Source organism: Saliphagus sp. GCM10025334 (assembly GCF_042663485.1).
In the GTDB taxonomy this organism is placed as follows: Archaea; Halobacteriota; Halobacteria; order Halobacteriales; family Natrialbaceae; genus Natronosalvus.
This window is the reverse complement of record NZ_JBHTAF010000001.1, coordinates 889,591-910,065: the sequence shown is the minus strand read 5'-3', so window position 1 is coordinate 910,065 and position 20,475 is coordinate 889,591. Positions and strand designations below refer to the sequence as shown.

Here is a 20,475-nt window from a genome sequence, read left to right as displayed (position 1 = left end):
TTATCGCTCCGGGTGCGTCGGCCCGTCGAACCCTCCTCTGATCAGCGGTTTCGCGACGTGACGTCGCGCGCACGGGGGCACCTCGTACCACCCGACCTCGAGGTCGCGCTCGAGAGGTTGGTCGACCTTCGCCGCCGCCGTCGTCCCGCAGTCGCGACACCGGTAACCCTGTCCCCGGCCGGCGCTCTTCATCCGTCGGCCGCAGGACTTGCAGGTCGGTGTCACGCGCTCGGTTTCGACGAGCTCGCGAACTGCGAACTTCTCGAGCTTCAGGGTGCCGCGGGAGATCTCGCCGCAGACTGTGAGCCGGTCGCCGACCCGAAGGGCGCGAACCCGGTCGCGGAAGCGTTTAGTGGGCTCGAAGGCGGCGCAGGTGAGCGTCTCGGTCGAGTTCGCGCTCGAGGTGTCCGTGTTGCCATCGCCATTCGGATCGGCCAGCTCGAAGAACACGTGCCCACCCCGTCGCGTTTCGGGCTCGCTGGCAACCCGACCCTCGAGGCGGTAGGCCCGGCCGTCTCGAGCCGCCGATAGCGACTCGAGGGTCGATCCGTCCCGGAGGTGGACGTCGGTTCCCTGGTTGGTCACGAACCCCTGGGTTCGGTCGACCGGTTCGCTTCCGATAGATTCGGACGCGGTCCGGACGGCCTCCGGATCGTCGCCGCGAATCCCGTGCAGGATCGGTCCGGGCGTGTGCGGTACGCAGACCGTCTCGCCCTCGACGCGGTCGACGGTGTCCCAGACGGTCGGATAGCCCGCCTCGGCGGCCGCGAAGACGCTCTCTTCGTCGATCGTTCGCGACGTTCCCCACCGTTCCGGGTCGCGGTAGGAGATGTACTCGTGGGTCCAGGTCCAGTCCTCGAGGGCACCCCAGGCGCCAATGGCGGCCAGCGCGCCGATCTGTCCGCGGCCGTTGCCCGCACCCCACCGACGGTAGCCGCGGTCGTCGGCAAGTGTCGTGGCTTCGTCGATCGACAGGTGGTCACGGATCGCCGACAGCGCGAACGCACTCACGTCGTCGGGAACCTCGTCGGGGTGGTGGTCGGCGACGACCAGTCCCGGATTCGTCCGGTCGTCGGCCGTCTCTGCGAGGTCCTCGAGTGTCGCCCGGGCGACCTCGAAGGCCGTCTCTGGATCGCACTGTTGGTCGTGGCCGAGGTGGATCGCGAGGGCGGCGTTCCCGCGAGTCTTGTGCTCGACGGCGGGGTTGAGTCGGACGAGGAGCAGGCGCTCAGCGGTCGCACTCGTCCGTTCGGCCAGGCGGCTGGCCACCTCAGTCGCGACGTAGGTCGTACACATCCCGCGCTCGCGCGAGTCCGTATCGTCGAGGCCGACGACGGTCATCGCTGTTCGTTGGACCGCGAGTCGTTAACCGGTTTCGTCTCGTCATTTCACGAGCCAATCGGGTCGATTCCGATCGGCCGGACTGGTTCGTCCAGTTATAAAACCGGGTGCTCGGATCTCGAGGGGTGGCGACGATCCGGCCAAAACCCAAAAAGACCGGACGGCACGGAGTCATCGGGGAAACGCTCATATACCAGGAGTGACTTACCTTTCCCTATGTCCCGATCCGCACTGGTCGGCAACGTCACCGCGATGCTCGAAGACGCGGGCTTTACGGTGAGCGACCGGTGTGCAATTCGCCCGAAGAGCTTCGACATCGCGGCCCGCCGCGGCGAGGATCTGATCCTCGTGAAGATCCTCGGCAACGTCGACGCCTTCAACCAGGCGACCGGCCACGAGATGCGCCGACTCGGCACCTACCTCGAGGCGACGCCGCTGGTCATCGGCCTGCGCAGTCGCGACGAGGACCTGAAACCCGACGTGGTCTACTTCCGCCACGGCGTTCCGGTGTTCAGCCCCGACACGGCGTACAACCTGTTCATCGAGAACGTCCCGCCGCTGATCTACGCGGCCCCCGGCGGTCTCTACGTCAACATCGACGGCGACCTGCTGGCCGACGAACGCGAGGCTCGCGAGTGGAGCCTGGGGCAGCTCGCGAACGAACTCGGGGTATCCCGCCGGACGGTCTCGAAGTACGAAGACGGCATGAACGCCTCCATCGAGGTCGCGATGGCGCTCGAGGACCTCTTCGACGCGCCCCTGACCAGCCCGGTGGACGTTCTCGAGGGTACGGAGGACGTGCGCGATCCCGACGCGACGCCCGAAGAGCCGGACGCTGACCCCGACGACGAGGAGGTCGTCGCGGTCCTCACGCGAGCGGGCTACCGGGTGCACCCGACGCTTCGCTCGCCGTTCAAGGCCGTCAGCCAGGACGAGGCCGACGACGAGGACGTCGTCCTCACCGGCCACTCCCAGTTCACCAAGGCGGCGGAGAAACGCGCGAGAATCATGAGTTCCATCGGCCAGGTCACTCACACCCAGTCGGTCTACGTCGTCGACCGCGCGAAGCAGGAAAACGTCGACGGGACGGCGTTGGTCGAACGCGAGGAACTCGAAGCGCTCGACGACGCCGCGGAACTCCGGAAGGTGATTCGCGAGCGGGCGAAGCGCGAAGAAGCGGCCTGAAATCTCGCTTTTTCTCAGGCGCCGCTCCCGTAGGTCTCCTCGAGATAGGCGACGATGTCGCTGCTCTCCGCCATTCCCTCGACGCCGTGGGCCTCGTCGACGATGACCGGGACGCCGGTCTGACCGCTGATAGCCTCGACCTCTGTGCGCTCGTTGCGAGCCGCCGGAACCTGGACGATGTGGTACTCGAGGTTCAGGTCCTCGAGTTTGGTTCGGACTTTCGCACAGAACGGACAGCCGGGCAGTTCGTATAAGGTAATGTCTGTCATGTCTGAAAAACGGGGCTCGAGCGAGAAGAAAGACGTGGTTGCGGCAGTCAATTACTCGTCAGCCGAGCATCCCGCTCGTGTAGACGTAGAAGTAGCCCACGAGCGCAAGCGCCATCAGCCACTGGCCGAGACGCACGTCCTCGAGTTCGCCAGTAGCGGCCTTGATGATCGGGTACACGATGATCCCGGCGGCGAGGCCGTTCGCGATGGAGTACGTGAGCGGCATGATCGTGATCGTCAGACCGGCCGAAACCGCCCAGGCCGGGTCCTGCCACTCGACGTCGAGGACCCCCTCGAGCATGATGATGCCGACGACCACCAGGGCGATGAAGGAAGCGTAGGAGGGGATCATCGCGATGAGCGGGATGAGCACCAGCGCGGCGAGGAAGAGGAGCCCGACGACGAACGCCGTCATGCCCGTTCGTCCGCCCTCCTCGACGCCGGTCGAGGACTCGATGTACGTCGTCACCGTCGAGGTGCCCACCATCGCCCCGACGGTGGTGCCGACAGCGTCGGCCATCAGCGGCTTGTCGATATCGGGTAGGTTGCCGTCTTCATCGAGGAAGCCGCCGAACTGAGAGACGCCGATGAGTGTCCCGGCGGTGTCGAAGAAGTCGACGAAGAAGAAGGTGAAGACGACGAGCGTGAACGTAAGCGGATCGATGTCGCGCAACCCGCTGACGAACGCGAAGAGGAGGGGCGAGATGTCGTACTGCGGGGAGGTAACGACGGCGAACGAGAGCGCGCCGTCCTCGGTGACGAGCGCTCCCGGAAGGACTTCGCTACCAGCGAGCCCCGATAAATACGTCAGCCAGCCGAGTACGGTCGTTCCGAGGATCCCGACGATGATCGAACCCGTGATGCCGCGTGCCCAGAGGACGAACGTGATCAGCAGGCCGAACAGGCCGAGTAAGGCGGCGGGATTCGTCGCGAGCCCGCCGAGCGTGACCGCCGTGTCGGGGTCGGGGACGACGATCGACATCTCGAGCAAGCCGATGAAGAGCAGGAAGATCCCGATCCCGGCACCGACGGCGAACTTCACCGGTTCGGGAAACAGCCGGATGACGTACTCGCGAGCGCCGATCGCCGTGATCGCGATGAAGAGTATTCCCTCGACGAACACGGCCGCGAGCGCAGTCGTCCAGTGAATTCCCATCCCGATGACGACCGTGTACGCGAAGAAGACGTTCAGCCCCATCCCGGGCGCGAGGCCGAACGGCCGGTTCGCGTAGAACGCCATCACAAAGATGGCGACCGCCGAGGCGATGATCGTCCCAATGGCGATCATCTGTACGGTGGCGGTGAAGCCATAGCCGGGGATGTCGATCGCCTGCGCCAGAATGAACGGGTTGACGAGGATGATGTACGACATCGCGAGGAACGTCGTGAGCCCCGCGATCGATTCGGTCCGCAGGTCCGTGTCGTGAGCCCGGAAGTCGAAGTACTCCGCGAGCGTGTCGGTTGCCCCCATGTTGGACGTTCGAGCATAGGTAGTAGGGGTTGCTTAAACCTTCCCGTCTCGATGTGACCACCTATACGCATACTTGCATACTCGAGGACAAATTCTATCGCCTTCCCGACACGCTCGCCCGACCGGACGCGTGCCGTGTCACGGACCAACATATTTCACCCCTCCCCACGTACCGCTATCGCATGAAGTTCATCATCGTCGGGTACGGTCGGGTGGGCGCGCGAACGGCCCGCATTCTCGCGGAGGAGGGCCACGACGTCGTCATCCTGGACAACGACCAGAAACGCCTCGAGCGCGCCGACGGCGAGGGGTTCGACGGCGTGCAGGGGGACGGTGCCGACGAGGACGCGCTGCTCGAGGCGGGCATCGAGACGGCCGACGCTATCGGCGCGATGACGCCCGATCTGAACGTCAACTTCGCGGCGTGTATGGTCGGCAAACACTACGGCTGTCGGACCGTCTTGCGGATCGACGAGGACTACCGGGAGGACATCTACGAGAAGTACGCCGCGGACGTCGACGAGATCATCTACCCCGAGCGACTCGGTGCCGCCGGCGCGAAGACCGCGCTCCTCGGTGGGGACTTCAACGTCGTCGCCGACCTAGCCCAGAACCTGCACCTGACCGTTCTCGAGATCGCCGAAGGGTCGCCGGCGGTCGGCAAGCGGCTCAGCGAACTCGAGTTACCCGCAGGCTCGAGCATCTACGCCCACGGACGGGAGACGGAGTCGCTGACGATTCCGCTCCCGGGGACGGCGCTGGCCGCCGGTGACGAGGTAGCGGTGATCACCGAGACGGACGCCATCGAGCAGGTTCGGTCGACGTTGCTGGCTAAAACCTGAGTCGACGCCGAAAGAGGGGGTACGTGCAGGCACACACCGGGGAAGGATGGGAACTGATACCGTCAGGGTGGTGCGTGCCTCGAACGTAGCTATTCACCGAACGGGCATAAAGCTGAGTCAGACGGCCGTGTGACGGCGGTCAGACGCACCCAACACTCACTCGTCGATCCGAAACACGAGCACGTTCTGGTGGACCATCGACGGCACGAACGAGAACGGGTAGCCGTAGACGTGGAGATCCTTCGACGGATCGTACCAGATCAGGTTCGCCGCGAGCGTCATCGGCGCTGCGTCCTGGATCGCTCGAGCGAGGTCGGCGGCCAGGAACGCGTAGGATTGCTCGCGGTACATGTCGCCAATGAAGACGACGGCGTACCGACCGGGTCTGACGACCCTCGCGAACTCGGCGAATCGCTCGCCCATCTCGGCGAGCCAGTCGGCTTTCGACTGGCCGCTCGCGTCGGCGTACTGTGCGTCGTTCTCACCCCCACCGTCGCCCCCACTCTCACTCTCACGGCCACCGACATCGTCGCCGCCACCGTCGTCGGCATTGGCGTTGACGGCATCGCCGTCGGCGTCGAACGCCCCCAGTTTGCTCTCTCGAGTCGCCCGCCGGTTTCGCGTCTGCTCGCGCTCGTCCATGTCCCAGTAGGGGACGTCGGTCAGGAGCAGGTCGACCGAGTCCTCGGGGAGGTCCTCGATCAGGTCCGCACAGTCGCCCTCGCGGACGTCCTGTGCAGCCAGCGGCCGCTCCCCGCGTTCCCGCCGTTCCTCGTTTTCCCGCTCGAGCGCCGTCTCGTAGATCTCGATCCATCGAGGGTTGCGCTCGAAGCCGATGGCCTCCCGCAGGCCAGTCCCCTCGTGTTCACAGAGGCTCGCACCTAGCAGGGTGCCCCCGACGCCCGCGAACGGGTCGAGGACGGTCTCGCCGGCTTTGCTGAACCGATCGACGAGGTCCGCACAGAGCCGTGGGGGTTTCTGCCCGCCGTGTTCGCTTCGCAGGTCGTGCTGGAGGTCCGGCGGATACGCCTCGGGGATCACCGACTTCGTGGCGAACTTCCACTCCCGGCCGGTGAGGTCGTTGAGTCGGTTTCGCTCGTCGTAGATCCCCCGTCCCTCGAGGTAGGTCTGGTGGTCGGCCAGTTCGTCGGTGTTGACCACGTCGCCGTCCTCGACGGGGAGGGACTCCTCACGCGCCCGCTCGGCGTCGAAGTCACCGTCGTCGTCGGTGAACAGGCGGCTCTGGCGGTGCCCGTTCTCGCGGCCTGCGTCGCCGTCGTCGGCCATACCTCGAGTCCTCACCGGTCGGACATAAGCGCTTTCGCTCGCGGATCGGTGTCGGACCAGTGCCGACGCCGACGCTTATCCGATCGGCGGTGGAAGGTCACCCGTGGTCCCGTTCGAACCCATCGCCTCGACTCTCGTCGGTCTTCTCGCGCTCTGGCTCGGCGCTCGCTGGCTCGTTACCGCGGCTTCCCGACTCGCTCGAGCCGCGGGCATCCCGCCGCTGATCGTCGGTCTCACCGTCGTCGCCTTCGGGACGTCGGCGCCCGAAATCGTCGTGGGCGTCGAGGCGGCCCTCGAGGGACGCGGCGCCATCGCCGTCGGCAACGTGGTCGGATCGAACGCGTTCAACCTGGGCGCGATTCTGGGCGTACTGGCGATCATCAGTCCGTTTCGCGTCGCCGATACCCTCGTCCGGCGGGACGCCGTCGCGATGGCGGCGGCGACCGGGGTCGGGATCGCGGTTCTGGTCAATCTGTACGTCTCGCGCACGGAAGGCATCTTTCTCCTCGTCTGTCTGGCCGCCTATATGGCCTGGCTCGCCCGTTCGGCACGCGATTCCGACGTCGACGCCGTCGACTCCGACCGCTCGGGAACGAACCGCCACCCTGGGATCGACGCGCTCGTCCTCGTCGTCGGCCTGGTTCTAGTCGGTCTCGGCGGCCGGTTGCTCGTCCAGGGCGCGGTCGAACTCGCTCGCGCCGGAGGCGTCTCGGAGTGGCTCATCGGCGTGACGGTGGTCGCCGGGGGAACTTCCCTCCCCGAGGCGGCAGCGTCCGTCGTCGCGGCGCGGCGTGCCGAGGTCGGCATCGCGGCCGGGAACGTCGTCGGGTCGAACGTGTTCAACCTGCTGGGCGTGCTCGGCATCTCCGCGGTGGCCGCGCCGCTGGCCGTCGACGTGAGTGTTCGCTCGGGACTGTGGTGGCTCGCCGCGTTGACCGCCGTTTCGGCCGTCCTCCTGGCGACCGGGCGTCGGCTAACCCGTCTCGAGGGCGTCGCGCTCGCACTCTCGGTGGCGGGCTACTGGGTGCTGGCGGCGGGTTGAGGAGTCTCCGACTCGAGGCTCGATAGGCCCTCGAGCCACTCGTCCGTCGTCGCTCGAGGTGACATCGGTGTTAGCGAGGGCCTTTGTGCGGGCGGCCCCTCTATTCGACTATGAATATGCTCGTCGACGGCGAGTGGCGAACCGACGCGTCCGAGACTACGAACGAGGAGGGAGCCTTCGAGCGCCAGACGACGACGTTCCGCGACGAGATTCGGGACGAGCCGGACGCTCGATTCCAGCCCGAAGCCGGACGGTATCACCTCTACGTCTCCTACGCGTGCCCGTGGGCCCACCGAACGCTCTTGGTGCGGTCGCTGAAGGGGCTCGAGGACGCCATCTCCGTCTCGGTCGTCGACCCCTACCGCGACCAGGACGGCTGGCAGTTCACGCCCGAGAAAGACGGGTGTACCGTCGATCACGTCCACGGGGCGGACTTCCTCCGGGAACTCTACGTGCGCGCCGACCCGGACGCGACCTGCCGAGTTACGGTGCCGGTGCTCTGGGACACGAAGGAAGACACCATCGTCAACAACGAGTCCGCAGAGATCATCCGCATGCTTGATACCGAGTTCGGCGACCTGGCGACCAGGGACGTCGATCTCTACCCCGAGGGCTACCGCGAGGACGTCGACGATATCATCGAGGCAATCTACGAGCCGATCAACAACGGCGTCTACCGGGCCGGGTTTGCGACGAAGCAGGAGCCGTACGAGGCGGCCGTCGACGACCTCTTCGAGGCGCTCGAACGCTGGGACGACGTCCTCGCCGAGCAGCGCTACCTCGCCGGTGACCGCCTGACCGAGGCCGACGTCTGCCTGTTCACGACGCTCGTGCGATTCGACCAGGTCTACCACACGCACTTCATATGCAACGTCAAATTCATCCGCGAGTTCGACAACCTCTGGCCGTACCTGCGCGACCTCTACCAGACGCCCGGTGTCGCAGAGACGGTCGAGATGGACCACATCAAGGAACACTACTACACGACCCACCCGGACGTGAACCCGCACGGCATCGTCGCCCGCGGCCCCGACCTCGAGTTCGAGGCGCCACACGACCGGGACGCGCTCTCTGGAGAGCCACCCGCGGCGCTGGCGTCGTCGCTCGATTAACCTGATCAATTCGCGATCGGTTCTCCCTCCCTTCGAGGCGATCCTCGACGATTCACGCTCCGACTTCGAAACGCGTCGTGACTACTCGTCTTCGAACTCGAGCGCCGCCGAGTTGATGCAGTAGCGCTTCCCCGTGGGTTCGGGACCGTCCTCGAAGATGTGACCGAGGTGGCCACCGCAGTTGGCACACAGGACTTCGGTGCGGTGCATGCCGTGGCTGGTGTCGACGCGCGTCTCGATCACGTCGTCGTCTGCGTCGTAGAAACTCGGCCAGCCACACCCCGAGTGGTACTTCGTGTCCGACTCGAAGAGCGTGGCTCCACAGCCCGCACACGAGTAGGAGCCGTCCTCCTCGTGGTCGACGTACTCGCCGGAGAACGGGCGCTCGGTCCCGGCCTCCCGGAGAACGCGGTACTCCTCGTCGGTCAGGCGCTCGCGCCACTCTTCGTCGGTCAGCGCTCGCTCGTCGGATTCCTGGCTCATAGCCGTAGTTGGGCTGCCGGACTCAAGAGTCTGTCTGCGACGGAGCGGCAGGTGACGCGGACTAGCGCCCCGTCATCACGTTCGTGCTCTCGCACTCCGGACACTGGGTCATCCGCCCGAGGCCGGGCACCTCGAGGCGAACCCACGCGTCGTCGCCGCCGGGCGCTTCGAAGCCGCAGTTCAGGCAGCGCGAGTGTCGACCGGAGGGGGATTGCATCGCCATACTCGAGCTATGTTAGTTAATGGCATAGTCGTTTTCACGACCTCGAGTGACTCTCTTCGCTCGTGATTGGTCCGCCAGCTATCGGCGGATTATCATATAAAAACCATAGTTATGCAGGAGACGCTCTCCGTCGCGACCGAATCAGGCGTGACCCGGATAATCCCGCTCGAACCGGTCCTCGAGGTCCCCGTACTCGAACTGCACGAGGACGGGACGACCGTGGGGACAGGCGTAGGGGTTCTCGCAGTCGTCGAGCGCCTCGAGTAGGTCTAGTACGGACCCCTCCGAGAGCGAGGTGTTGCCGGTGATCGACGGATAGCAGGCCAGGTCGGCGAGGAAGTCGTCGGCCAGCGCGTCGATCGTCTCGGCGCCCGCCTCGCGGTCGCCGTCGAGGAACGACGCGAGGACGTCCCGGAGCTGGGCCGGCTCGAGGGTCTTCTCGAGGACGGCGGGAACGGTGGTGACGGCGACCGTGCGGTCGTCGACGCGGTCGGCGGAAAAACCCAGGCGCGCGAGCGCGTCCCGGTAGTGCTCGAAGGCCTCGGCCTCGACGGCAGTGAGTTCGAGTTCGACGGGCGAGGCGAGCGCCTGGGTCGTCGGATCGTCGGCGAACGCTCGCTGGAGGCGCTCGTAGTTGACCCGCTCGTCGGCGGCGTGCTGGTCGACCAGGACGAGGCCCTCGGGCGTCTCGCAGACGACGTAGGTGTCCTTCAGCTGACCGAGTACCCGAAGTGAGGGCAGAGAGTCGTACTCGAGGGCCCCGGTAGCCGTCCCGCCCGCCAGCGTCTGCTGGTCGGTCGACGGGGTGATCGAGCGCGACGGGTCGCTCGAGGCGGTGTTTCGAGATCGATCTCCTGCGTCTGTCGTCTCCGCCGCGTCCGTCGCATCCAACGTACCTGGCGTTCGATTCGTCTGTTCGGATGCCCTCGAGGGATCGGAACGGTTCGCCTCGAGGTCGGACGAAGGGGTCGACGGTGACGTTTCGGCCCCACTCGAGGTGTTCGCTCGTGATCCGTCCGACGACTGCCCAGTTTCCGGTGCCTCGGTCGACCTCGAGCCATCTGTCTGCGTTGCGGGTGCCTCGCTCGAGTCGGCATTCGAATCGAGCGAACGCGAGCCGACGCCGTCGCCCGAGACCGACTGATTCGACGGTCCTGAACCGGTCGACTCGCTCGCCTTGGCGTCGTCAGCCGCCCCCGCGAGCGTTCCGTCCTCGTACTCGTCGTCGGGCCCGACCGCCGCCTCCTCGGGTGCCGAGCGTCCTCTCGGCGCCCGCGAGCGGAGCAAACCGTGCTCGAGCAGCGCGTCCTCGACGGCCGACTCGACCGCACGGCGGACGGCATCGTCGTCGTCGAAGCGAACCTCGCGCTTTCTGGGGTGGACGTTCACGTCGACGGCGTCGCCGGGGACCTCGAGGAAGAGCACGACGAAGGGGTAGCGGTCTCCGCCGAGTTGGCCCCCGTAGGCGTCCATGATCCCCTCGCGGATGGCCTCGGAGGTGACCGCTCGCCCGTTGACGTAGGTCGCGAGGTAGTCCCGGCTGGCCCGGTTCGTCTCCGGGTGCGAGACGGTTCCCGAGACCGACTCGAGCGGGCCGACCGGGAGGTCATCGGCTTCGGCCTCGACGTCGATCATCGAGCGGGCGACCTCCCGGCCGTAGACCGAGAGGATGGCGGCCTGCAGGTCGTCCTGGCCCGTCGTGGCGAACACCTCGCGCCCGTCGTGGGTGAGCGAGAGCGCCACGTCCGGATTGGCGAGGGCGTAGCGGGTGACGATCTGGTTGACGTGGGCGAACTCGGTCGCGGTGGTCTTGAGGAACTTCCGTCGGGCGGGGGTGTTGTAGAAGAGGTCCTCGACGACGACCGTGGTTCCCTCCGGGCAGCCGGTCGGTTCGACGGCGACGACGTCGCCGCCCTCGTAGACGAGTTCAGTTCCCGTCGGAGATTCGCTGCTGAGTCCGTCGGCTCGAGGCCGGGTCCGAATCGTCAGCTTCGACACCGAACCGATGGTGTGGAGCGCCTCGCCGCGGAAGCCCAGGCTTTCGACGCCGCGCTCGAGGTCCTCCAGGCCCGTGATCTTGCTCGTCGTGTGCTGGCGAACTGCCTGGCGGACGTCCGTCTCGGTCATCCCGCGGCCGTCGTCGCTGATTCGGATGAATTCGGTGCCGCCCGCCTCAATCTCGACGTCGATGCGCGTGGCGTCGGCGTCGAGGGCGTTCTCGACCAGTTCCTTGACCGCGCTGGCGGGCCGCTCGACGACTTCTCCGGCAGCGATCCGGGCGACGGTGTGCTCGTCGAGATGGTGGATGGTCGTCTCGTCCGCTGCTCGCTCGTCCGTTGCTCGATTGTTTGCTCGGTCGTCCGCGTCGTCGGTTGGGTCGTCAGATGGGGTGTCGATTGTGTCGTCGGTCATGATTCAGCCCTCGAGCAGCGTGTCGGTACGGTCGGTGATCGTCTCTCGTCCTGCCTCGGGAACGGTGACCAGCGGCGGGCGAACCGCGTCGGACGGGAGCCACCCGCGGTGGCCGAGGGCGGCTTTGGTTGCGGGAGCGAATCCGTAGGTTCCGCACGCCTCGAACAGTCCCGAGATCGCCGTCTGGAGGACCTCCCCGCGTTCGGTTTCGGCGGTCTCGAGCACCTCGACGTACGCCTCCGGGGCGACGTTCGAGAGCGCGTTCACGCCGCCGTCGGCGCCCATTCGGAGGGAGGGGACGAGCAGCGTGTCGAATCCCTGCAGACACAGAAACTCTTCGGGCGTCCGGCGCATCGCCGCCAGGAAGTACTCGAAGTCACCGCTCGAGTCCTTCAGGCCGACGACGTTCTCGTGGTCGGCGACCGCCTCGAGCGACTCGAGGGCGATGGGCTGGCCCGTACACGAGGGGATGTTGTAGAGCACGAGGGGGAGCGGCGACTCGTCGGCCACCGCCTCGAAGAACTGTCGGTCGCCGTCGGGGTTGTTCGATGTGTGAAAGTACGGCGGGACGACAACCGCGATGTCGGCGCCGACCTCGGCGGCCGCTTCGGCGTAATCGACCGTCTCGGCGACGCTCGTCGCAGCGGCGCCAGCGAGTATCGGTACCTCGCCGTCGGCTCGCTCCACCGTGACCTCGACGACCCGACGCCGTTCGTCGGGCGAGAGGCTCGCGAACTCGCCGGTCGTCCCGCAGGGAAAGAGCCCGTCAATGCCGCCCTCGAGGAGAGCGTCGACGAGCGGCCCCAGCGATTCCTCGTCGACCGATCCCGATTCGTCGAACGGCGTCACGATGGGACACGTGACGCCCTCGAGCGCCTGCTGGAAAGTCATGTATGGTTGTTTCTGAGCGGATGCAAAAGGGTATCGACGGGAATTCGACTGAGTTCGTGACCCTCGACAGGTGCGTCGAACGATGGTCCTGTGTGAGCGGTAATTCAACGCTTTTCGGCGTTCCTTCCGGAATCGTTCTCGGTGATGTCTGTTCGAATCGCCAGTATCTATTTATTTCCTGAATGTAGCTTTGCGGTATGGTTGCAACCAACACAGAACCAGCATCGAGTCGATCCCTCTGGAATCGGATCACGGCCATCGGTCCAGCGCTCATACTGGCGGCCGTCGTCGTCGGACCGGGCAGTATCGCGCTGAGTACGATCGCTGGGAGTCTCTATGGTTACCAGCTACTGTGGGTGCCGATAACCGCGACGGTCTTCATGATCACGTACACGTGGATGGCTGCACGGATCGGCCTCGCAACCGGGGAGACGCTCCTCGAGGTCGCTCGAGAGAAATACGGTAACGGCCTCGCGACGGTTGGTGGTGTTTTCGGCTTCCTCGCTATCCTCGCGTTTCAGGCCGGCAACAACGCGGGCATCGGATTCGCGACGAACGCGCTCGTCGGATACGACGTCAGGCTCTGGGCCGCCGTGTTCTCCATCGCGGCGATCGGGTTCATTTGGTTGCCGAACCTGTACGAGAAGATCGAACTCCTAATCAAACTCGTCGTCGGGATCATGCTCGTCGCGTTCGTCGGGACGCTCGCCATCGTCGGGTTCGACGTTTCCGCGGCTGCCGGCGGTCTGATCCCGTCGGTCCCGAACGTCGACGCGCTCTTCCTCGCGCTCGGAATGGCGGCCACGACGTTTTCGATCGCTGCCGCGGCCTACCAGACGTATCTCGTCCGGGAGAAAGAGTGGGGCCCGGACCAGCTCGCCGAGAAGGGATCGGACAGCATTCTCGGTATCGCCGTCCTCGGTCTCATCGTGACGGTCATCATGCTGACGAGCGCGAGCGTCATTCACGGCGAGACCGATCCAGTCTTCGACGCCGTCGGCATGGCCTCCCAGCTCGAGCCAGTCGCCGGTTCGGGCGCGTTCTACCTCTTCACGCTCGGCTTCTTCTTCGCCGCGCTCTCCTCGCTGGTCGTCAATGCGATCCTCGGGGCGACGCTCTTGGCCGACGGGTTCGGTCAGGATCCGACGATGGACGGCCGGCCGGTCAAGACTTGGGCGACGGTTGCAGTTCTTTTCGGCCTCGCCGTCGTGATCGCGTTCCAGGAGGACCCGATCGAACTCCTCCGGATCGCGCAGGCGGTCGCCGTGATCGCGTTCCCGGTCCTCGGCTTCCTGATTCTCGGCATCGCGAACGACGAGGAGGTTATGGGCCCGTACACGAACGGGTTGATCGTCAACGTCTTCGGAATCGTCGGCTACCTCGCGATCATCGGTATCGTCCTCAACTACCTGCGGGAAGTGATCGCGTTCCTCTGAATTCCGCTGTCGGCCTCTATTGTGCTGTTTCTCGCCGATTTTCACTCCTCGAGCCGTCGTTTCCACTCCTGCACTTTCGCCATCAACTCGACGGGCGGCGTGGCATTCACGTCGAGCGATTCGAGGTCCTCGAGGACGGCCTCGACCGCTGGGTCGACCGCCGGCCCTGGTGGCTCCGGGTCACCCCCGTCGGCGTTCGCCGGTCCCCGAAAACTCCCGCTCGAGACGTCGAACACCGTCTGGACAGGCTCGCTCGAACCCCCGCCCTTCGCTTCGATGGCCTTCTCATCGCGCAGTCGTTCGAGGACGTCGCGGGCGCGGTCGACGACGGGAGCGGGAACGCCCGCGAGGTCGGCGACGTGAATCCCGTAGGAGCGATCGGTCGGGCCGTCGCGAACGGTTCGCAGGAAGGTCACGTCGCCGTCGCGCTCGTCAGCTGCGACGTGGACGTTCGCCACGCGGGGCAGGTGGTCGGCCAGGCCCGTGAGTTCGTGGTAGTGAGTCGCGAAAAGCGTCTTCGCCCGGATCTCGTTGTGCAGGTACTCGGTGGCCGCCCAGGCGATGGAGATGCCGTCGTAGGTGGCGGTTCCCCGCCCCACTTCGTCCAGGATGACGAGCGACTCGTCGGTCGCCGCGTGCAGGATGTTCGAGAGTTCGCTCATCTCGACCATGAACGTTGAGCGCCCCTGGGCCAGTTCGTCGAGGGCGCCGACGCGGGTGAAGATGCCGTCGACCAGACCGATCCTGGCTTCGCGGGCAGGGACGAAACTGCCGATCTGGGCCAGCAGGACGATGCAGGCGACCTGGCGCATGTACGTCGACTTCCCGGACATGTTGGGTCCGGTCACCACCAGAAAGCCGCGATCCGCGTCCATCGCCACGTCGTTCGGGACGAACTCGGTCGTCTGCTCGACGACGGGGTGACGCCCCTGGGTGATCTCGAGGCCCTGTCCCCGCGAGAGGGTGGGCCGAACCCAGCCGTTCTCGGCGACGTGACTCGCCAGACTCGAGAGCGCGTCGACGGTCGCGAGGGTACGTCCGACGTCCTGGAGGAGGGCCGCCCGCTCCGCGACGTCTTGGCGAAGCTGCTGGAACAGTTCGTACTCGAGGTCGCCGCGCTGTTCCTCGATTCTGAGGATTTCGCGCTCTTTGTCCTCGAGTTCGTCGGTCGTGAATCGCTTGGAGTTCTTGAGCTGTTTGATCTCCTCGTAGTGGTCGGGCACGCCGTCGGCCGCCGATCGCCCGACCTGAACGTAGTAGCCGTCGGTCTTGTTCCGGTCGACGGTGACGTGACTGAGCCCGTGCTGGCGCTTCTCGCGGTCGGCCAGCGTGTCGAGCCACTGCTCGAGTTCGTCGTGGCGCTCGATGAGGTCGTCGAGGTCGTCGTCGTAGCCCTTCTTCAGCAACTCGCCCTGGCGCACCGTCGACGGTGGGTCCTCGGCCAGCGCATCAGCCAGCGTCTCGCGGAGGTCGGCGGCCCGCTCGCGGTCGACCCGGTCGACGATGGTCGACAGCGGCGAGTCGACCAGGTCGGGCGTCGATTCGACGACTTCGACCACCCGGGGAACCAGCACGAGGGTATCTCGCACCGCGAGCAGGTCCCGCGCGTCCGCGCTCCCGTGAGTCGCCCGCGAGGCCAGGCGCTCGAGGTCGTAGGCCCCACCGAGCACGTCCTGGAGTTCGTCCCGGGCGAGCGCGGCGGTGGCGAGGGCGCCGACGCTCGCCTGTCGCTCCTCGAGCACGTCGAGCGAGCGCCGGGGACGCTGGAGCCACTCCTTGAGTAACCGCCCTCCGGCGCTGGTCTTCGTGTGGTCGATAGTCGCGAAGAGGGAGCCGTCGCGCTCGCCGTGCATGGTCTCGGTCAGCTCGAGGTTGCGCTGGGTGGTCACGTCGAGGGTGACGTGATCGTCCCCGCGGTGGGTCTGGAGGCGGGTCATCGACGCGAGCACGCCCGCACCGGTCTCCTCGACGTAGGCGAGGACGGCGCCCGCGGCGGCGAGCGCGGATTCGGGGAGGTCGAGCCGGTCGACGGTCTCGGCCCCGAAGTGGTCGCGGACGCGGTGGGTCGCTCGTTTGGGGGCGAACGCTTCGGTCTCGTGGAGGGTGAGACGCGCCTCGAGTCGGTCGCGGAGCTGTGCGAGGAAGTCGTCGTCGGTCCGAACGTCGGGGCCGGGCAGGACCTCGACGGGGGCGAAGCGGTAGAGTTCGGTCATCGCCTCGTCGACGTCTTCGGCACCGGCGACGAGGAATCGGCCCGTCGTGACGTCTGCGAAGGCGAGCCCGTATGCGGTTTCGCTGCTGGAACTCGAGTTTTGATCCGCAACCACCGCCGCGAGATACTGCGCGTCGGCGTCGCTCGTCTCGACGAACGTCCCCGGCGTCACCACGCGAACGATCTCGCGGACGTGGCCGTCGTCGGTCTCGTACTGGTCGGCCACCGCCACGCGGTAGCCGCGCTCGACGAGTGCCTTGAGATAGGGCGTGAGGTCGGCCAGCGGGACGCCCGCCATCGGGTAGGACTGGCCCTGGGACGATTTGGAGGTCACCTTGAGCTCGAGTTCCTCGCCGACGAGTTCGGCGTCGTCGCCGAAGAACTCGTAGAAGTCGCCACACTGCATCGCCAGCACGTCCGCCTCGGTGTCGGCTTTCAAGGCAAGAAACTCGCCGACGATCCCCGTCGCCTCGGTCATACTGGCTCGAGCGTGTTCCGACGAGTAAAGTCCTCCGGGTTGGGGCAGGACTCGAGCGATCCGCACACCATCAAAACGTTTTTATTCCGTTCGGGGATACCCAGAGGTACGATGGTAGGTGTCTACTTTACAGGGCCGTCCGCCCGTTTCTAATTCCCACCTACCGCTCGTTGTGTCGACACGAACGCCTCAGCGAGCGGTACGCACGACGCTCGGTGCGACGCCTGGCAGAACAAGAACGGACGCGATCACGCGTACCAGCGTCCAGACATCTTGCCCGAGCGACTCGAGCGAGGATACCACCTGTCCGTAGTCACCCGATAGCGACACTCACAGCTACCACAACACCGAACCCACCCACAACCCACCAATGTCAGAACCCGAACCCGAATCCGAATCCGCACCGCAATCGATCAACGTCGTCCTCCCCGACGGCTCCGAACTCGAGGTCGCCTCCGACGCCACCGTCGAGGACTGCGCCTACGAGATCGGCCCCGGTCTCGGCCGCGACACGGTCGCCGGCAAACTCGACGGTGAACTCGTCGCCAAGGAGGCTCCCGTCTTCGAGGAGGCTCGCCTCGAGATCGTCACCGACCAGTCCGACGAGTACCTCGACGTGCTCCGCCACTCCGCGGCCCACTGTCTGGCCCAGGCCGTCGAGCGCCACTTCGACGACGTGAAACTCGCCATCGGCCCGCCGACGGAGGAGGGCTTTTACTACGACTTCGACGACCTCGAGGTCGACGAGAGCGACTTCTCGGCGCTCGAGGCCGAGATCGAGGACATCATCGAAGCCGATTACGACATCGAGCGCGAGGAAGTCTCGGTCGCGGAGGCCGAGGAGCGCCTGGCGGACGAACCCTACAAACTCGAGTTGCTCGAAGAATTGGCCGAAGAGGGCGAACAGGTCACTTTCTACAGCCAGGGCGAGTGGGAGGACCTCTGTGCCGGCCCGCACCTCGAGTCGACGGGCGAAATCGGCGTCGTCAAACTGCTCGAAATCGCGGGAGCCTACTGGCGCGGCGACGAGGAAAATCCGATGCAGACCCGGATCTACGGGACGGCTTTCGAGGACGAGAGCGACCTGGAGGACTACCTCGAACGCCGCGAAGAGGCCAAAGAGCGCGACCACCGTAAGATCGGCAACGAGATGGACCTGTTCTCGATCCAGGACGTCACGGGTCCAGGGCTCCCGCTGTATCACCCGCCGGGGAAGACGATCTTACGGGAACTCGAGGGCTTCGTCGAGGACCTGAACGAGGACGCGGGCTACGATTACGTCGAGACGCCCCACGTGTTCAAGACGGACCTCTGGCACAAGTCAGGCCACTACGAGAACTACGAGGACGACATGTTCATCTTCGACGTGGGCGACGACGAGTTCGGCCTGAAGCCGATGAACTGCCCGGGCCACGCCGCGATCTTCCAGGATCACTCCTGGAGCTACCGCGACCTGCCGATCCGATACGCCGAGAACGGCAAAGTGTATCGGAAAGAACAGCGCGGCGAACTCTCCGGCCTCTCGCGAGTCTGGGCGTTCACGATCGACGACGGCCACCTGTTCGTCCGCCCCGATCAGATCGAGCGCGAAGTCGAGCAAATCATGGACGTCATCGACGAGGTGCTTTCCACGTTCGACCTCGAGTACGAGGTCGCGCTCGCGACGCGCCCCGAGAAGTCCGTGGGGAGCGACGAGATCTGGGATAAAGCGGAGGCCCAACTCGAGTCGGTCCTCGAGAAACGAAACGTCGACTACGACCTCGAGGCCGGCGACGGCGCGTTCTACGGCCCGAAGATTGACTACGCCTTCGAGGACGCCATCGGCCGCCACTGGGACGGCCCGACGGTTCAGCTGGACTTCAACATGCCAGAGCGCTTCGACCTCGATTACGTCGGCGAGGACAACGAGGCCCACGAGCCGGTCATGATCCACCGGGCGCTCTACGGCAGCTACGAGCGCTTCTTCATGATGCTCATCGAGCACTACGAGGGGAACTTCCCGTTCTGGCTCGCTCCCGAGCAGGTGCGCGTCCTCCCAATCTCCGACGACAACCTCGGCTACGCCCACCGCGTCGCCAACGAGTTCGGCGACTTCAGGACCGAGGTCGACCACAGGGACAGCACGCTCGAGCGCAAGATCCGCGCGGCCCACGACGACCGCGTCCCCTACCAGATCATCGTTGGCGACAACGAGGAGGAAGCCGGGAACATCTCGGTTCGGGATCGCTTCGAGGACCAGGAGTACGACGTCGAAATCGAGGACTTCCGGGCCCACCTCGAGGCCGAGCGCGACGAGAAGCGTTCGGAGCCGGATTTCCTCGCGGAATAGGCGTTCGAGACACCGTTTCGTTCTCTCCGCTCATCCCGTCGCGTCGCGCCCAGTGTGCTCGTCCGAGAACCGTTTGAACGTTCGCAAATCGACGAAGCGCGGCGTCGAGGCGGCGTACCGTTCGTAGGCCTCCCCGTACTGCTCGCGGAGCCACGGCTCCTCGGCCAGCGGCAGGAGGAGCCACCAGCAGGCATACAGTCCACAGAGCACCGCCACGGACGCGGAGTTCGCCAGCAGTGCGAATCCGACCGTAGCGACGAGGTAAGCGACGTACTGGGGGTTCCTGGAGTAGCGGTACCAGCCGCCGGTTCGCAACTCGCCGGTCAGGCCGACGGTCTCCTCGCTTCCCAGATCGCGTCCTGCGGCGAGTGCGACGACGAAGCCGGGGACGAAGAGCACGAGGCCGGCGACGAGCGTCAGCCTTCGAGGGAGCCAGAACTCGTTCCAATCGAGCACGGCCACCGCGAGAAGACACACGGAAAACGTCTGTGCGAGCGTCCACTGGGCGTAGAACCGCCAATCACGCTCGCCGGGCGGCCAGTAGTCGGCGCGGCCCGCGAGTGTTGCGAGCACGCCGACGAAATTGAGCGATAACGCGCTCGCGGCGACGACGAACGCGAGTCGTTCCGGTGCGTCGAGCGGAATCCAGTCGACCATGGTCGTAAGTTGCGCCGCGGATTCGATCGGCGTTATCACGAATTGACTAGTGCATTTATACCAATTCGACCACTCGAGACGAACGGACCGTGAAATCGCTCTCCGTGGAACTCTCCCAGCCCGACTGGATGCTCCACCCGATGCAGCGATTCATCAGGGACGGCGACGCCGTTCGCTACGAGGAACTCCAGGCCTGGAACGTCGCCGCCCGCCAGGACGGCCTCGAGTACGAACTCTTCTACGTCGAGGCCGACCGCGAGCCCTACGAAGCGGCGCTCGAGTCCACGGAATCGATCCGGTGGTACGATCTGACGCCAATCGACGACGGCTCCTTCTACCTCTACGTCTGCCAGGAGACCCGCGAGGCGGACGTCGAGTGGCGAGCGGCGTTCGCCGCGCTCGACCTCGTCGTGGTCCCGCCGATCACCTACGACGAGTCCGCGGATTTCGGAATGACCGTCGTCGGCACGGGCGAGAACTTGCAGGCAATGCTCGAGGGTCTTCCCGAGTCCATCGACGTCACCGTTCGCTCGATCGGCGAGTACGATCGTCGCCACGCCCCCATTGCGGACGCACTCACCGACCGGCAACTCGAGGCCATCGCTGCGGGCGTCGAGGTCGGCTACTTCGAGGTGCCCCGCGAGGCCGGCGTCGCAGCCGTCGCCAGGGAACTGGACTGCGCCTCGAGCACGGCGTCGCGCCTGCTCCAGCGTGCTCAGGCACGCCTCGCCCGGCGGCTGGTGGCCCGGTATCATCGGTAGCCGACGCGTGCGATGGATCAGACCGAGCTACCCACGTTTGTGGT

17 protein-coding genes are annotated in these 20,475 nt (G+C 65.8%); 7 read left to right on the top strand and 10 right to left on the bottom strand.

Features of this window, described 5'->3' with window-relative positions:
• Positions 1–1,341 carry a TiaS agmantine-binding domain-containing protein gene (locus ACFQO4_RS04215; protein ID WP_500259723.1) on the bottom strand — a complete coding sequence of 447 codons (1,341 nt, stop codon included), beginning with the start codon at positions 1,339–1,341 and terminating at the stop codon, positions 1–3.
• Between the two features lie 216 nt (positions 1,342–1,557).
• On the opposite strand from ACFQO4_RS04215, the gene ACFQO4_RS04210 reads away from it, so the two are divergent.
• Complete coding sequence (locus ACFQO4_RS04210; protein WP_500259722.1) at positions 1,558–2,526, top strand: transcriptional regulator; 969 nt, start codon at positions 1,558–1,560, stop codon at positions 2,524–2,526.
• A gap of 14 nt (positions 2,527–2,540) precedes the next feature.
• Here ACFQO4_RS04210 and ACFQO4_RS04205 read toward each other — a convergent pair whose 3' ends face one another.
• Both ACFQO4_RS04205 and ACFQO4_RS04200 read right to left on the bottom strand, forming a co-directional pair.
• A complete protein-coding gene (locus tag ACFQO4_RS04205) occupies positions 2,541–2,795 on the bottom strand; it encodes a glutathione S-transferase N-terminal domain-containing protein (RefSeq protein ID WP_500259721.1) in 255 nt (84 codons plus the stop codon).
• Between the two features lie 58 nt (positions 2,796–2,853).
• A complete protein-coding gene (locus ACFQO4_RS04200) occupies positions 2,854–4,266 on the bottom strand; it encodes an NCS2 family permease (RefSeq protein WP_500259720.1) in 1,413 nt (470 codons plus the stop codon).
• 182 nt (positions 4,267–4,448) lie between these two features.
• Between ACFQO4_RS04200 and ACFQO4_RS04195 the strand changes: the two genes are divergently transcribed.
• Positions 4,449–5,108, top strand: coding sequence for a potassium channel family protein (locus tag ACFQO4_RS04195; protein ID WP_500259719.1), 660 nt, complete (start codon positions 4,449–4,451; stop codon positions 5,106–5,108).
• Between the two features lie 156 nt (positions 5,109–5,264).
• On the opposite strand, the gene ACFQO4_RS04190 is transcribed toward ACFQO4_RS04195, so the two are convergent.
• On the bottom strand, positions 5,265–6,395 hold the full coding sequence (locus tag ACFQO4_RS04190; RefSeq protein ID WP_500259718.1) for a DNA methyltransferase: 1,131 nt from the start codon (positions 6,393–6,395) through the stop codon (positions 5,265–5,267).
• Between the two features lie 103 nt (positions 6,396–6,498).
• On the opposite strand from ACFQO4_RS04190, the gene ACFQO4_RS04185 reads away from it, so the two are divergent.
• Positions 6,499–7,437 (top strand): calcium/sodium antiporter, encoded by a 939-nt coding sequence (locus ACFQO4_RS04185; RefSeq protein ID WP_500259717.1) that lies wholly within the window; start codon positions 6,499–6,501, stop codon positions 7,435–7,437.
• Positions 7,438–7,547: 110 nt separating this feature from the next.
• The gene (locus ACFQO4_RS04180) at positions 7,548–8,549 is read left to right on the top strand and encodes a glutathione S-transferase family protein (RefSeq protein WP_500259716.1); all 1,002 of its coding nucleotides are present in this window, start codon (positions 7,548–7,550) and stop codon (positions 8,547–8,549) included.
• A gap of 81 nt (positions 8,550–8,630) precedes the next feature.
• Here the strand turns inward: ACFQO4_RS04180 and msrB are convergent, their stop codons facing one another.
• The 4 genes from msrB to ACFQO4_RS04160 form a co-directional block, all read right to left on the bottom strand.
• On the bottom strand, positions 8,631–9,032 hold the full coding sequence (gene msrB, locus ACFQO4_RS04175; protein WP_500259715.1) for a peptide-methionine (R)-S-oxide reductase MsrB: 402 nt from the start codon (positions 9,030–9,032) through the stop codon (positions 8,631–8,633).
• A 61-nt stretch (positions 9,033–9,093) separates the two neighbouring features.
• Positions 9,094–9,255, bottom strand: a complete 162-nt coding sequence (locus ACFQO4_RS04170; protein ID WP_253433483.1) for a hypothetical protein — start codon at positions 9,253–9,255, stop codon at positions 9,094–9,096.
• A 141-nt stretch (positions 9,256–9,396) separates the two neighbouring features.
• Positions 9,397–11,667, bottom strand: coding sequence for a DNA mismatch repair endonuclease MutL (gene mutL, locus ACFQO4_RS04165; protein WP_500259714.1), 2,271 nt, complete (start codon positions 11,665–11,667; stop codon positions 9,397–9,399).
• A 3-nt stretch (positions 11,668–11,670) separates the two neighbouring features.
• Positions 11,671–12,558, bottom strand: a complete 888-nt coding sequence (locus ACFQO4_RS04160) for a dihydrodipicolinate synthase family protein (protein ID WP_500259713.1) — start codon at positions 12,556–12,558, stop codon at positions 11,671–11,673.
• Positions 12,559–12,755: 197 nt separating this feature from the next.
• Here ACFQO4_RS04160 and ACFQO4_RS04155 point away from each other — a divergent pair, with 197 nt between their 5' ends.
• A complete protein-coding gene (locus ACFQO4_RS04155; RefSeq protein ID WP_500259712.1) occupies positions 12,756–13,994 on the top strand; it encodes an Nramp family divalent metal transporter in 1,239 nt (412 codons plus the stop codon).
• A 41-nt stretch (positions 13,995–14,035) separates the two neighbouring features.
• On the opposite strand, the gene mutS is transcribed toward ACFQO4_RS04155, so the two are convergent.
• Positions 14,036–16,684, bottom strand: a complete 2,649-nt coding sequence (gene mutS / locus ACFQO4_RS04150; RefSeq protein WP_500259711.1) for a DNA mismatch repair protein MutS — start codon at positions 16,682–16,684, stop codon at positions 14,036–14,038.
• Positions 16,685–17,054: 370 nt separating this feature from the next.
• Between mutS and thrS the strand changes: the two genes are divergently transcribed.
• Positions 17,055–19,013, top strand: coding sequence for a threonine--tRNA ligase (gene thrS, locus ACFQO4_RS04145; RefSeq protein ID WP_500259710.1), 1,959 nt, complete (start codon positions 17,055–17,057; stop codon positions 19,011–19,013).
• Positions 19,014–19,043: 30 nt separating this feature from the next.
• Here thrS and ACFQO4_RS04140 read toward each other — a convergent pair whose 3' ends face one another.
• Positions 19,044–19,670: a methyltransferase family protein gene (locus ACFQO4_RS04140; protein ID WP_500259709.1), complete on the bottom strand. Its 627-nt coding sequence runs from the start codon at positions 19,668–19,670 to the stop codon at positions 19,044–19,046.
• An 89-nt stretch (positions 19,671–19,759) separates the two neighbouring features.
• Between ACFQO4_RS04140 and ACFQO4_RS04135 the strand changes: the two genes are divergently transcribed.
• Positions 19,760–20,431, top strand: coding sequence for a helix-turn-helix domain-containing protein (locus tag ACFQO4_RS04135; RefSeq protein WP_500259708.1), 672 nt, complete (start codon positions 19,760–19,762; stop codon positions 20,429–20,431).
• Positions 20,432–20,475: the final 44 nt, after the last annotated feature.

Excerpts from the sequence above, each read along its gene's own strand:
- ACFQO4_RS04215 (WP_500259723.1), bottom strand. The coding sequence starts at position 1,341 with ATGACCGTCGTCGGCCTCGACGATACGGACTCGCGCGAGCGCGGGATG.
- ACFQO4_RS04210 (WP_500259722.1), top strand. The coding sequence starts at position 1,558 with ATGTCCCGATCCGCACTGGTCGGCAACGTCACCGCGATGCTCGAAGAC.
- ACFQO4_RS04205 (WP_500259721.1), bottom strand. The coding sequence starts at position 2,795 with ATGACAGACATTACCTTATACGAACTGCCCGGCTGTCCGTTCTGTGCG.
- ACFQO4_RS04200 (WP_500259720.1), bottom strand. The coding sequence starts at position 4,266 with ATGGGGGCAACCGACACGCTCGCGGAGTACTTCGACTTCCGGGCTCAC.
- ACFQO4_RS04195 (WP_500259719.1), top strand. The coding sequence starts at position 4,449 with ATGAAGTTCATCATCGTCGGGTACGGTCGGGTGGGCGCGCGAACGGCC.
- ACFQO4_RS04190 (WP_500259718.1), bottom strand. The coding sequence starts at position 6,395 with ATGGCCGACGACGGCGACGCAGGCCGCGAGAACGGGCACCGCCAGAGC.
- ACFQO4_RS04180 (WP_500259716.1), top strand. The coding sequence starts at position 7,548 with ATGAATATGCTCGTCGACGGCGAGTGGCGAACCGACGCGTCCGAGACT.
- msrB (WP_500259715.1), bottom strand. The coding sequence starts at position 9,032 with ATGAGCCAGGAATCCGACGAGCGAGCGCTGACCGACGAAGAGTGGCGC.
- ACFQO4_RS04170 (WP_253433483.1), bottom strand. The coding sequence starts at position 9,255 with ATGGCGATGCAATCCCCCTCCGGTCGACACTCGCGCTGCCTGAACTGC.
- mutL (WP_500259714.1), bottom strand. The coding sequence starts at position 11,667 with ATGACCGACGACACAATCGACACCCCATCTGACGACCCAACCGACGAC.
- ACFQO4_RS04160 (WP_500259713.1), bottom strand. The coding sequence starts at position 12,558 with ATGACTTTCCAGCAGGCGCTCGAGGGCGTCACGTGTCCCATCGTGACG.
- ACFQO4_RS04155 (WP_500259712.1), top strand. The coding sequence starts at position 12,756 with ATGGTTGCAACCAACACAGAACCAGCATCGAGTCGATCCCTCTGGAAT.
- mutS (WP_500259711.1), bottom strand. The coding sequence starts at position 16,684 with ATGACCGAGGCGACGGGGATCGTCGGCGAGTTTCTTGCCTTGAAAGCC.
- thrS (WP_500259710.1), top strand. The coding sequence starts at position 17,055 with ATGTCAGAACCCGAACCCGAATCCGAATCCGCACCGCAATCGATCAAC.
- ACFQO4_RS04140 (WP_500259709.1), bottom strand. The coding sequence starts at position 19,670 with ATGGTCGACTGGATTCCGCTCGACGCACCGGAACGACTCGCGTTCGTC.